The organism is Rhodoligotrophos appendicifer (assembly GCF_007474605.1).
GTDB classification, from domain to species: domain Bacteria; phylum Pseudomonadota; class Alphaproteobacteria; order Rhizobiales; family Im1; genus Rhodoligotrophos; species Rhodoligotrophos appendicifer.
This window is the reverse complement of record NZ_VHKL01000003.1, coordinates 143,274-156,398: the sequence shown is the minus strand read 5'-3', so window position 1 is coordinate 156,398 and position 13,125 is coordinate 143,274. Positions and strand designations below refer to the sequence as shown.

General features: G+C 61.8%; 9 protein-coding genes. 5 read left to right on the top strand and 4 right to left on the bottom strand.

The window, feature by feature from the left end; genetic code table 11:
- The first annotated feature begins 7 nt into the window (after window positions 1-7).
- The 4 genes from nuoN to parC all read left to right on the top strand — a co-directional run bounded on the left by nuoN (window position 8) and on the right by parC (window position 6,556).
- Window positions 8-1,453, top strand: coding sequence for an NADH-quinone oxidoreductase subunit NuoN (gene nuoN / locus FKM97_RS07605; protein WP_144291813.1), 1,446 nt, complete (start codon window positions 8-10; stop codon window positions 1,451-1,453).
- Window positions 1,454-1,652: 199 nt separating this feature from the next.
- Window positions 1,653-2,414 carry a biotin--[acetyl-CoA-carboxylase] ligase gene (locus FKM97_RS07600; RefSeq protein WP_144291812.1) on the top strand — a complete coding sequence of 254 codons (762 nt, stop codon included), beginning with the start codon at window positions 1,653-1,655 and terminating at the stop codon, window positions 2,412-2,414.
- A 115-nt stretch (window positions 2,415-2,529) separates the two neighbouring features.
- Window positions 2,530-4,140, top strand: a complete 1,611-nt coding sequence (locus FKM97_RS07595) for a ribonuclease J (RefSeq protein ID WP_246104986.1) — start codon at window positions 2,530-2,532, stop codon at window positions 4,138-4,140.
- Between the two features lie 175 nt (window positions 4,141-4,315).
- Window positions 4,316-6,556: a DNA topoisomerase IV subunit A gene (gene parC, locus FKM97_RS07590; protein WP_144291810.1), complete on the top strand. Its 2,241-nt coding sequence runs from the start codon at window positions 4,316-4,318 to the stop codon at window positions 6,554-6,556.
- A gap of 3 nt (window positions 6,557-6,559) precedes the next feature.
- On the opposite strand, the gene FKM97_RS07585 is transcribed toward parC, so the two are convergent.
- The 3 genes from FKM97_RS07585 to FKM97_RS07575 form a co-directional block, all read right to left on the bottom strand.
- Complete coding sequence (locus tag FKM97_RS07585; RefSeq protein WP_144291809.1) at window positions 6,560-7,444, bottom strand: DMT family transporter; 885 nt, start codon at window positions 7,442-7,444, stop codon at window positions 6,560-6,562.
- Between the two features lie 216 nt (window positions 7,445-7,660).
- Window positions 7,661-8,410 carry an arginyltransferase gene (locus tag FKM97_RS07580; protein ID WP_144291808.1) on the bottom strand — a complete coding sequence of 250 codons (750 nt, stop codon included), beginning with the start codon at window positions 8,408-8,410 and terminating at the stop codon, window positions 7,661-7,663.
- Between the two features lie 109 nt (window positions 8,411-8,519).
- Window positions 8,520-9,767 (bottom strand): threonine ammonia-lyase, encoded by a 1,248-nt coding sequence (locus FKM97_RS07575; RefSeq protein ID WP_144291807.1) that lies wholly within the window; start codon window positions 9,765-9,767, stop codon window positions 8,520-8,522.
- Window positions 9,768-9,882: 115 nt separating this feature from the next.
- Between FKM97_RS07575 and FKM97_RS07570 the strand changes: the two genes are divergently transcribed.
- A complete protein-coding gene (locus FKM97_RS07570; protein WP_144291806.1) occupies window positions 9,883-10,752 on the top strand; it encodes an NAD(P)-dependent oxidoreductase in 870 nt (289 codons plus the stop codon).
- A 120-nt stretch (window positions 10,753-10,872) separates the two neighbouring features.
- Here the strand turns inward: FKM97_RS07570 and FKM97_RS07565 are convergent, their stop codons facing one another.
- Complete coding sequence (locus FKM97_RS07565; protein ID WP_144291805.1) at window positions 10,873-13,122, bottom strand: TonB-dependent hemoglobin/transferrin/lactoferrin family receptor; 2,250 nt, start codon at window positions 13,120-13,122, stop codon at window positions 10,873-10,875.
- Window positions 13,123-13,125: the final 3 nt, after the last annotated feature.

Genomic DNA, 13,125 nt, shown 5'->3' with positions numbered 1-13,125 from the left:
GAGCCTCATGGTGCACGCAATCGCAACCGCGGACATACTCGCCATCCTGCCGGAGATCGTGCTGGCGGTGGGTGCCATGGCGCTGCTCATGATCGGCGTGTTCCGCAAGGGCGATCCGGTCGAGCTGATCTCGTCGCTGGCCATCGTGCTGCTGGCGATCGTCGCCTTGCTCATCCTGCTCGACCATGACGGGGGCCGGCACGTCGCATTCGGCGGCAGCCTCATGATCGACAGTTTCGGCCGGTTCATGAAGATCCTCGCGGTCTTCGCCTCGGCCGCCGTGATCCTGCTGTCGGTTCAGTTCCTGAAGTCCGAGCACATGATGCGCTTCGAGTTCCCGGTGCTGATCTGTCTGGCGACGCTGGGCATGCTCGTGCTGATCTCGGCGAACGATCTGATTGCCGTCTATCTCGGGCTCGAGATGATGAGCCTGTCGCTTTATGTGGTGGCCGCCATCAACCGGGACTCAGCGCGCTCCTCGGAAGCAGGGCTCAAATATTTTGTCCTGGGCGCCTTGTCGTCGGGCATGCTGCTCTATGGAAGCTCGCTGATCTATGGTTTCACCGGCACCGTCTCCTTCGACGGTATTCGGTTGGCACTTGGGTCGGGCGAGGCGGGGATCGGGCTGCTCATCGGCCTGTCGTTCCTGATCACCGGCTTTGCCTTCAAGACGTCGCTGGTGCCGTTCCACATGTGGACCCCGGATGTCTATGAGGGTGCGCCGACCCCGGTCACCGCCTTCTTCGCCTCTGCGCCCAAGGTGGCGGCGGCCGCCGTCTTCGTGCGCGCGATGATCGTACCGTTTCCCACGATCGCCGCCGATTGGCAGCAGATCGTCGTGTTTCTCTCGATCGCCTCCATGGCCCTAGGTTCCTTCGCCGCGATCGGGCAGACAAACATCAAACGGCTGATGGCCTATTCCTCCATCGCGAACATGGGCTACGCAATGATCGGGCTTGCCGCCGGCAGCCCCGAGGGCGTCCGCGGCCTCATCATCTACATGACCATCTACATGTTCATGACGCTCGGCTCCTTCGCCGTGATCATGGCCATGCGGCGCGGGGAAGGGGCGGTCGAGACCATCGCCGATCTCGCGGGATTGTCCCGCAACAACAAGCCGCTCGCCTTCGTCATGGCGGTGATGATGTTTTCCATGGCAGGCATTCCGCCGCTGGCGGGGTTCTTTGCGAAGTTCTTCGTCTTCTCGGCGGCGATCAAGGCGGGTCTCGTGACGCTGGCCATCATCGGCGTCGTTACGTCGGTAGTGGGCGCCTACTACTATCTGCGCATCGTCAAGATCATGTATTTCGACGAACCAGCCGATCGCTTCGTTCCGGCGCCTACGGAGATCCGGGTCGTGTTGGGCGTGTCGGCCTTCGTGATCCTGGCCTTTGTGGTCTTCGCACGACCGGTGCTCACGGCCGCCCAAGCTGCCGCCGCCTCGTTGTTCTAAGATCGGGTTCTTCGTCCGCATATAGGGGCCCGCGAGAAGTGGCGGCGACGAGAACTGCGCCTTTGCTCGCGCCAGGGCCCTCGAACACATCGACGGAGCGCTGGATCCTTGTGGCTGGAGATCCTGGGTTGGGTTGGATCGGTACGGACGCATGCTGCAGTGCGCCCAAAGTGACGTTGAACTATGAGGCGCTATCGAGATGCAGCGAATTTCCCTCCCTTTCGGACACCGGCTCGCGCAGTTCGATGAAGTCGATTCGACCAATGCCGAGGCCATTCGCCAGGCAGCTTCGGGCGAAGTCGGCCCGTTATGGATCGTGGCACAACGGCAAAGTGCCGGACGCGGTCGTCAGGGACGGCCTTGGACGTCGGAAAGCGGCAATTTTTACGGAAGCCTGCTGCTGACCGACCGAAGCGCGCCAGCCCGCAGCGCCAATTTGAGCTTCGTGGCTGCCCTTGCTCTGTTCGATGCCGCCTCGGCCTGCGTCTCCGAGACCCGTCGGAGCCTGATGCGGCTCAAATGGCCCAATGATTTGCTGATTGATGGCGCCAAGACTTCGGGAATCTTGCTAGAGGCGGCGCCCCGGCCCCATTTTGCTGAGGCCGGCTTGGTCATCGGTATCGGGGTCAATCTGACGCGCAAGCCTCCTGGGGACCTGCCATACAAGACAACCTGCTTGGCTGAACATGGTGCCGAAGATGGGCCGCTCGCTTTCCTGGAGCATCTCGCCCAGGCGTTCGACCGATGGCACATGGTCTGGTCGGGGCCCGAGGGTTTTGCCGGCATAAGGCGGGCCTGGCTGTCACGGGCGCAAGGTTTGGGAGGCCCTCTTCTGGTGAGGATGCAGGGCGAGCAGATCGAAGGGATCTTCGCTGATCTCGACGATGAGGGGGCGTTATTGCTGCAGATGCGAGGCGGGGCGACGCGGAGGGTTCTGGCGGGAGACGTCTTCTTCAGCTAGTGATGGCGCTCGGGGATCGACAAGGGACGAATGGATGAAAAAAGGTCGGGGAAGCCGATCGCACGGAGACAGCGATTTTGTCTTTCTGCCGCTGGGCGGAGCAGGCGAAATCGGCATGAACGTGTATCTTTACGGTTACGGGCCCGAAGATGACCGCGACTGGATCATGGTCGATCTGGGGGTCAAATTCGGAGAGGATCACGAGCCAGGGATCGATGTCGTGCTGCCGGACATCTCGTTTGCGGCAGGGCTGGGGAACCGGCTCAAAGGCATCGTGCTGACCCATGGTCATGAAGATCATTTCGGCGCCGTCGGCTATCTGTGGCCAGACCTGAAAGTGCCGGTCTATACCACACCCTTCACCGCCTCCCTGCTGCGAGCCAAGCTGCATGAGCGCCGCATCCTCGAACATGTGGACCTGAAAGTCGTGCCGTTGAGCGGACGGTTTACGGTCGGCCCCTTCGATGTGGAGCTGGTGACGGTCAATCATTCGATTCCAGAACCCAATGCCGTTGTGATCCGCACACCTCTGGGCCTCATCGTCCATTCCGGCGACTGGAAGATCGATGACGCGCCCATGTTTGGTGCGCGTATCGACGAAGCCAGGTTCAGGGAGATCGGCGAGGAAGGCTGCGACGTCCTCATCTGCGACAGCACCAATGCGCTTCGCGAAGGGATTTCGCCGACCGAGCAGGAGGTGTCGGAGAGCCTGACGCGCCTGATCATGGCGGCGGAGCGGCGAGTCGCCGTGACGACATTCGCGTCGCATGTGGGACGGCTGGAGACGGTGGCAAAGGCTGCAGAGGCTGCGGGACGACAACTCGTCGTGGCGGGACGGGCCATGCATACGACAATCACGGCGGCGCGGGAGGCGGGCTATCTCAAGGACCTGCCGAAGGTGGTCAATGACGAGAGTTTCGGTTACCTGCCGCCGGAAAGGGTCGTCTGCCTGTGTACCGGCAGCCAAGGGGAGCCGCGTGCAGCCATGGCGCGGATCGCGGAAGACATTCATCCGACGATCTCGCTGGAGGCCGGAGATCTCGTGATCTTCTCCTCCAAAACGATCCCAGGCAACGAGAAGGCGGTGATCTCCATCGAGAACAATCTGGCGGCGCGCGGCGTTCAAGTCATCACCGGCGAGGAAGCGCTGGTGCATGTGACCGGCCATCCCAGGCGCGGCGAGCTCGACATCATGTATTCCTGGCTGAAACCCAAGATGGTTATCCCCATGCATGGCGAGATGCGGCATCTGTTAGAGCACAAGCTGTTTGCCCTCTCACGCGGAGTCCCGCAGGCCGAGGTGGTCGAGAACGGGCAGATGATGCGGCTTGCGCCGGAGCCGCGGCTGCTGGGGCGGGTGCAGAGCGGTCGCATCCATCTCGATGGCACGATCCTGGTGCCGGCGGATGCCAATTCTCTCAAGGCACGACGCAAGCTGTCCTTCGCCGGGGTCATCATGATCTCACTGCTGCTCAACGAGAAGGGCAAGCTCGTCGGGGAGGCCAAGATCGCCATGGAAGGGGTGCCGGTGGTGGATCAGGATGGCGAGGCCATGGAGGACATCGTGCTGGATGCCATCGATGATGGTCTCGATGCTCGGCCGCGCGGCCGCGGCAAACAAGCCAACAGCTCCATCGAGCAAATTGTAAGCCAGAGCGTGCGCCGGGCGGTCAATGCGAGCTGGGGGAAGAAACCCATCTGCCAAGTGGTCGTGCATCGAATGTAAGGGTGTAGTCCGAACACGTAAACGGTGCTCATTCCTGTCAAGTTGGGGCTCCAGCCGAATAGATCCAGCGCGACGGGGCAGCCGCCCGGCAGTTGCCGTCAGCTCATCCTCTGACAGGGTGCAACGGACGATCGATTTTGCTATTAAGGGAAATGCTTCAATCGACCGGTGATCTATGAGTGAACTCAGTCCGCCTGCGGCGCCCGAGGGGGTGGAGCCGATCCAGCTTCGCGACGCCCTGGAGGAGCGCTATCTCGCTTATGCGCTGTCGACCATCATGCACCGGGCGCTGCCGGATGTGCGTGACGGGCTTAAGCCTGTGCATCGGCGGCTGCTCTTCGCGATGCGCCAGCTCAAACTCGACCCGGGGCAGGGGTTCAAGAAATGCGCCCGCGTCGTCGGCGATGTCATCGGCCGCTATCATCCCCATGGCGACCAGTCGGTCTATGATGCGCTCGTGCGCCTCGCCCAGGATTTCGCGGTGCGGTATCCGCTTGTGGATGGGCAGGGAAACTTCGGCAATATCGACGGCGATAATCCGGCGGCCATGCGCTATACCGAAGCCCGGCTCACCGAGGTCGCTCAGGCGCTGCTCGACGGGCTGGATGAGGATACCGTCGACTTCCGCGACACCTATGACGGGGAAGACAGCGAACCGATCGTACTGCCGGGGGCATTCCCTAATCTGCTCGCCAATGGATCTTCCGGAATCGCCGTGGGCATGGCGACATCGATCCCGCCGCATAACGCTCATGAGCTGTGTGACGCGGCGCTTTACCTAATCAAGCATCCAACCGCGCCGATCGAGAAGATCGTGGAGATGGTGCCCGGACCAGACTTTCCAACCGGCGGCATCATCGTCGATGATCCGGCCCTGATCAAACAGGCCTATGTCACCGGACGCGGTAGCTTCCGCGTGCGGGCGAAATGGGAGATCGAGGAGCTCAAGCACGGCACCTGGCAGATCGTCATCACCGAGATGCCTTATCAGGTGCAAAAGGGCAGGCTGGTCGAGAAGATCGCAGAACTCATCAATGCCCGCAAATTGCCGTTGCTGGTAGATGTGCGCGACGAATCGGCGGAAGACGTGCGTCTGGTGCTGGAGCCGAGGGCACGATCGGTGGATGCGACCGTGCTCATGGAGCAGATGTTCCGGCTGACGGAACTCGAAGCGCGGATCTCGCTCAACATGAACGTGCTGACCGCCGGTCGGGTGCCGAAGGTCCTCTCGCTGCCGGACGTGCTGAGGCACTGGCTGGCCCATCGCAAAGAGGTTCTGGTCCGGCGCTCGAACTACCGGTTGGAACAAATCGCCAAGCGACTCGAGATGCTGGCGGGCTATCTCGTGGCCTATCTCAACCTGGATGAGGTGATCCGCATCATCCGCGAGGAGGACGAGCCGAAGGCCGAGCTCATGCGCACCTTCAGCCTGACCGACAACCAAGCGGAGGCGATCCTCAACATGCGGCTGCGCTCGCTGCGCAAGCTCGAGGAGATGGAGATCCGGCGCGAATATGCCGAGCTCTCGGATGAACAGGCGGGGCTCGATGCGCTGCTCGCCTCTGATGAAAAGCAGTGGAGCAAGATCTCGGACGAGATCCGCGAAGTCCGTACGAAGTTCAGCAACAAGACGGCGCTTGGGCGCCGACGGACCCAGTTCGCCAATGCGCCGACCGTGGATGTGGATCTCGACCAGGCCATGATCGAGCGGGAGCCGATCACCGTAGTCCTCTCGGAGAAGGGCTGGATCCGGGCGCTGAAGGGCCATCTGGGAGATGCCTCGGCGCTCACCTTCAAGGAAGGCGACAAAGCCAAGTTCATGTTCCACGCAGAGACCACGGACAAGCTTCTGGCCTTCTCGCTGTCGGGCAAGTTCTTCACGCTGGGCGCCGACAAGCTGCCCGGCGGGCGCGGCCATGGCGAACCCTTGCGGCTCATCTGCGACATGGACACGGTGGACGACGTGGTCGCGCTGTTCGTGCATCGCGCGGGCCGCAAGCTGCTGGTGGCTGCCTCCGACGGGCGCGGCTTTCTGGTGCCGGAGGACGACGTCCTCGCCAACACCCGCAAGGGCAAGCAGGTGCTCAATGTCTCCGCCCCGGTGGAGGCACAGGCGTGCAGCTTCGTCAGCGAAGGCGCCGATCATGTGGCCGTCATCGGCGAAAACCGAAAGCTGCTCGTCTTTCCGTTGACGGAAATGCCTGAGATGGGCCGCGGCCGCGGGGTAAAGCTGCAAAGCTATCGCGACGGTGGGCTGGCGGATGTGAAAGTCTTCGCGTTGGCGGCCGGACTGACCTGGAAGGACACGTCTGGTCGGATCTGGACGGTGAGCGAAATGCAGGAATGGATCGGTGCCCGGGCGCAAGCCGGACGGATGCCGCCCAAGGGCTTTCCAAGAAACAACCGTTTCGGCTGAACGTCAGCGCGGCAGAGGCGGCGGCCGGCTCAGACGATAGGCTGCGTGAGCTATCAGGCTCACTAGGATGACGGCGCCGCCGATCATGGTATTGAGGGTCGGCACTTCGCCGATCATCAGCCAGATCCAGACCGGCGCAAGCACGGTCTCGAGCAGGAAGAACATGGCGACCTCGGGCGCCGATAGATAGCGGGCGCCGGCGATGAGCAAGGCGGAGGCCAGCGGCATCACCAGCAAACCGTCCAGAGCCAGGAAGGTTATCTTCTCCATAGGGATTGCGAGAGTGGCCGCGAATGGCAAAGCGATCAAGGCTGCCAAGAGGGAGCCGGGTCCGGGAGCCAGGCTCAGATCCTTGCCACTGCGGCGGACATATGTCAGGCCGAAGCCGATCATCATGACGCTGCCCAGGGCCAGAACATCACCCTTCACGCTCCCTGACTCGATGCCTCCCATAACGATGATGGATACGCCGATGAGCGCGGCGATCATGGCAAGCCAAGTAGCCAAGGTGATTCTCTCCCCCAGCCACACCAGGGAAAACAGGGCCGCAAACAGTGGGTTCAGGGCGAGAATAAAGACCACATTCGCCACCGCCGTGTTGAACATGGCAGAGACGAAGAGAACATTGGCGATGCAGTGCAGAAGCGCGATGACGATGCCGTCGCGGCCGTTGATCAACGGCGTGGGCCGACGCTGAATGTAACGCAGCCAAGCCCAGAGCAGCAAAGTACCAATAAAAACGAAGAGGCCGCGCCAGAAAACCGCTGTGAAGGTCTCGACCTGGGCCAGCCGCAGCAGCGGAGCATCGAAGGTCATGATCAGGCCGCCGATCGCTCCGATCAGCAGTCCGCGACGATGATCCAACATTGGGATGGCGAGGGATGCCATGGTATCCGCATGAGAAGAGCGGAGCGAAAGTACCGCTTAGGCGTGTGTAATCAGCGCGGCTCGGGATGGCAAGCACTGACCGAAGTCTGGAAAAGGAGCGCTTTCACGGCCAAGGGTCAAATCATAGAGCGAAGCTCTTCAATACAACCCCTCGGACTCCTCAGGGATCAGTCGGTGCCCTTCTGGTGAGGGCATCTCAGACCCAGGAACGGATGGTCAGGAGGCTGCCAGGCGCCAGCCATCCGGGGTGAGACGCTCCTGGGGCAGGAAGCGGGCCTTGTAGGCCATCTTGTCGGAGCCAGGGACCCAATAGCCGAGATAAACATATGGCAGACCGAGCTTCCGCGCGCGTTCGATGTGATCGAGGATCATGAAGGTGCCGAGGCTACGCCAGCGATGGTCGCTGTCATAGAAGGAATAAATCATGGACAGGCCGTCAGCGAGGCGGTCGGTCAGGGCGGCGGCGACGAGCTCGCCCTTCTGAGGATCCGGAGGAGCCAGCGGAATCCGCGGCCGGAGCCTATATTCCGTTATGTGGGTGTTTACGAAACTGTCCTCGACCATGGCGGCATAGTCGAGAACCGTCATCTCCGCCATGCCGCCTTCGCCGTGGCGGTCGTCGATGTAGCGGCGGAAAAGCGAGTATTGCTCTGAGGTCGCGCGGCTTTCGACCTGACGGATATCGAGGCTGCGGTTGAGAGATGAAATCCGGCGAAAGGTGCGCGATGGCTTGAACTCGTCGACGACTACGCGGACGGAGACGCAGGACGAACAGCGCTCGCAGGCCGGGCGATAGGCAATGTTCTGACTGCGCCGGAACCCACCCTGGCTAAGGGCATCATTGAGGCGCGAGGCGTCCTCGCCGATCAAATGCGTGAAGACCTTGCGCTCCATCTGACCCACCAGGTAGGGGCAGGGCGACGACGCCGTAATATAGAACTGCGGAAAGTTACGACCTTCATACACCGCGACTTAGGCTCCATCCGACCAGGGACGCGCATGGTTCATCATATCACGAGAATTGCATCCAGCCAGAGATGTTGCCTCTATCCCGGGGGCTGGAACGTGACACCGGTCAGTGGCTGGCGTGCAGACGCGGCGCGGCACGCCCGGCGGGAGCGTCCAGCACCTCGATGACAAAGCCCTGCGATTCAATCTCGCGAATGATGTCCTCCGCATGCTGAGCATCCCGCGTTTCAATCATGACCTCAAGATCGGCGCGCTTAGCAGGAACTTCAAGGAACATGCGGCGATGCCACACTTCGAGGATGTTGGCGCCCATCTTGCCCAGCAAGGTGGAGATCCTGCCGAGGATGCCGGGCCGGTCGTCGATTTCGATACGCAACGAGACGATCCGCTGCTCGCGGCCAAGCTCGCGATAGATGATGGAGGCCAGAATGCGCTGGTCGATATTGCCGCCACAGACGATGAGCCCCACCTTACGGCCCTTGAAGGCGTCGGGATCGTCGAGTACCGCTGCGAGCCCAGCGGCACCGGCGCCCTCGACCACCACCCGTTGATGCGTGAGGAAGGCGTTCACAGCTTGCTCGAGGCGTGATTCGTCGACGAGGCGGATTTCATCAACGAACTCCCGACAATAGCCGATGGTCCGCTCGGTCACGTTCTTGACAGCGATGCCCTCGGCCAAAGTCGAGCCGCCGCATTTCGAGGGCTCGCCGCGCACCGCGTGATACATGGAGGGGTAAAGCTCCGTCTCGACGCCGACGATGCGGATCGAGGGCTTCAGCGCCTTGGCGGCAATGGCATTGCCAGAGATCAGGCCGCCGCCGCCGATCGGAATGACGAGGATGTCGAGATCCGGTTCGGCTGCCAGCATCTCCAAAGCAATCGTACCCTGTCCGGCGATGATGCGGTCATCGTCATAGGGGTGGACCAAGGTGAGGCTGCGCTCGGCCATAATCTCCATGACCCTCGCCTGGCTCTCGACCAGGGTCTCGCCAGACAGCACGATCTCGGCACCGTGGGCACGGGTCCGCTCGACCTTGGTGAAGGGAGTGGTCTCCGGCATGACGATGGTCGCGGGGATGCCGAGGCGCCGGGCATGATAAGCGACGGCTTGGGCATGGTTGCCGGCAGACATGGCAATTACGCCGCGCGACTTTTCTTGTTCGTCGAGCGAGACGAGCTTCACGAAGGCGCCCCGATCCTTGAAAGAATTGGTGACCTGAAGGTTCTCAAGCTTGACGTAGACGCCAGCACCCGTAACGTCCGACAGCTTGGGTGCGGACAAGAGAGGGGTGCGTACGATCTCTCCTTCAAGGCATTCACTTGCGGCGCGGATATCGTCAAGGGTTACGGCCATGGTCGGGCTTCTCGCGGACTGGTCATCAGGTGAAACATGCTTCTACACCCAAGCGGCGTCGAGGCCGCGCTCAAATCGGCAAGCAAACAGTTGAGAACGACAAGGGAGACCACAGATGGGCGCAAACGTGGCATGGCTCGGCCTGGGCGTCATGGGCTATCCGATGGCCGGCTACCTGGCGAAGGCCGGACATACGGTGACAGTCTACAACCGGACCGCCGCAAAAGCTGAACAATGGGTGGGCCAGCATGGCGGGCGCCGCGCCTCAACGCCGGCCGAAGCAGCACAAGGGGCGGAGTTCGTCTTCGCCTGCGTCGGCAATGACGATGATCTGCGATCGGTGGTACTCGGGCCGCAGGGTGCGTTTGCCGGGATGGATCATGGGACGATCTTCATCGACCACACCACGGCCTCGGCCGATGTGGCGCGGGAGCTGCACGGTGCCGGTCGGGATAAGGGCATCGGCTTTGTGGATGCGCCGGTATCGGGTGGCCAGGCAGGGGCAGAAAACGGGGCGCTCACCGTCATGGCGGGCGGGGACGAAGCCGATTATGCGCGCGCCGAGCCCTTGATCGCGCATTTTTCCAAGATGCGCCGGCTGATCGGGCCATCGGGCTCAGGTCAGCTCACCAAGATGGTAAACCAAATCTGCATCGCCGGCGTGGTGCAGGGGTTGTCGGAGGCTTTGAATTTCGGACAAGCGGCCGGCCTCGACATGGAGGCGGTGGTGCAGGTGATCTCCAAAGGGGCGGCGCAATCCTGGCAAATGGAGAACCGCTACAAGACCATGCTGGACGGGAAGTTCGATTTCGGCTTCGCCGTGGACTGGATGCGGAAGGACCTCAATATCTGTTTGGAGGAGGCTCGCCGCACCGGCGTGTCGCTGCCGGCGACCGCACTGGTGGATCAGCTTTACGCTCAGGTGCAGAAGATGGGCGGCAAGAGGTGGGATACGTCGAGCTTGATTGCGCTGCTGCAGCGCTGATCCTTCGAGACGCAGCCTCACGGCTGCTCCTCAGGATGAGGAAGCTCTCCCCCTGGGGGGGGGGCGAGGTCCCGGCTCTTCGGCCGGGACGACGGTTCGGGCGTGGCGGTCCTTCGCTGCTCAGAACTGGAAAGTGCCCGTCACGCGGAAGGTGCGGCCAGGCTCGGTGAAATAAGCCTGGGAGAGGGTCGTCGATTCCGGCACGTTCAGGGCGTCGACATATTTCTCATCCAAGAGGTTGAAGACACCTGCGCGCAGGGTGAGGCCGGGAAGAGGTTCGGGTGCCCACCAGGCGGTCAGGTCCAGCTTGGCATAAGAGTCCGTCTTCAGCTTCTGCTTGGCCGCTGCTGTCAGATCCTGCGGGACCTTGTCGCGCGCCGCGGCGGCAGTGAGGATCAAGTCGGTGCCCCAGACATCGGTCGCATAACCGATGCTGACGGAGCCCTTCAGCGGCGGGATGCTGTCAAGATAGATGTCATCCTTGGTGTCCTTGCCGTTGGAAAAACCAATCATCGCCCAGCCATGGAGGCCGTTCTCCATGCGGCCGAACACCGTGGCCTCGGCGCCATAGATGCGGACCCGGTCGCGATTGATCGCCTGGGTGACGCCGAAGGGATAGAGAGGATCGGCATAGGTCTCGGTGTCGATGAAATCCTTGTAGTAGTTGTCGAAGAGGGCAACCGTCGCTCCAAGATTGCGGTCTCCCGCCTTCATGCCGATCTCGAAGCCATTGCTCGTCTCAGGCTTCAGGTCAGGATTGCCGATGCGCAGATAGGTGCCGGGGCCGCCATAGGACATATAGAGGTCCACCGGATCGGGCGCGCGGAAGGCCTGGGCCCATTGAGCGTAGAGGGTGACCACCGGGGTGGCATCCCATTCAAGGCGCAGTTTGGGCGAGAAGGCGTAGTCGGTGTTGTCGTCCGGCAAGCCGTCATAGGTCGGATTATCCTTGTACGCGGCCGTCGCTTCAGGAGTGTATTCATACCAGTCAAAGCGGACGCCGGGGATGACCCGGACGCGACCGTCGGCAAGAAAGATCTTGTCTTCAATAAACAGGCCGAGCGTCGTGCCGTCGACCTTGGGGGCGTCGGACTGATTGGCGTGCAGGAAGGCACAAGTGGGGATGTCCGGTGTGCATTTGTCCTTGCCATAGGCGAACTGCTCGTAAGTCGAGCCATAAAGCTCGCCGCCGACCGTGAACTGATTAGCGATTCCCTGGAAATCCAGCGTCTTCACGGCATTGCCGACGCCGCCATAATTCTGGCCTTCGAGGTTGCTGCCGCGCTCGTAGGGCCCCGCGGGATTGATCAGCCGATCGGCATTGGTGACAGTCTTGAGTTCCTGGCGCTGCCAATAGCCGATGATCTCGGCATAATCGACTACACTGCTGGTCGTGGGCGCATTGAATTTATACGAGATCGAGGCTCGGTCGCGCTCATTCGTCTCAGACTGCCGGTAATTGTCGTAGGAGGCCGTCTCGCTGGTGAAGAGCTTCGAATTGCCATCCTCGCGGAAAACCTCGCCGGCAATGCCGATGGTATGGCCGCCCTCGATGTGGTGATTGATCTTGCCCAGGAAGGAGCCCAGATCATAGTCGAAGGGGTTGGGCTTGGTGCGGGTCGGCCCGGTGCCGCCCGTCGTGCCCATGTTCTGGGTTTCTTCACCAAAGCGATAGCTGCCTTGGACAAGGGCGTAGGTATCGTTGATCCGGGTCGCCAAGGCCTGGTTCGCCTGGAAGCTGTAGTCGGCACTGTCATAGCCAAGCTTGCTCACCCCGCCGAAGCTCTTGCCGGGGGCGATGAGGTCTTCCGGCTGCAGGGTGCGCAACTCAACAACGCCGCCTAAAGCGCCGGAGCCGAAGACGCTGGAATCTGCACCCTTCATGATGTCGATGGAAGACAGCATGTTGGTATCGACGAGATTGAGGCCACCGGCGTAATTGGCTCCCGTCGCGCTGGTGCGCGCGCCGTCGCGCAGATAGGGCAGGCGGATACCGTCGATGGTGGTCAGGACCCGGCCCTGGTCGAGGCCGCGAACATTGAAGGAGCCATTGGTGGTGTTGTAGTCGACATTCGGCGTGAGGTCCCCGATCTCGTCGAAATTGTCGAACATACGTTCTTCCAGGATCGGACGACTGATCACGGTGGTGAGCACCGTCTCGCCCGTTGCTCCGGGTGTGCCGCCGCCGGTGACGACGATCGGTGCCAAAGCCGTGCCATCGCTGTCCTCCACTGCCGTAGTGGTGGCCTCGTCGCTGGTATTGGTGGCCGTCTCTGTGGTTATGGTCTGTGCGTATCCCTGCGCACTCGCCAAGGTCAAAGCTGCCGTCCCGGCCAGGCTGGCCAGGAGACGGCGATAAACAAACGCCATGGA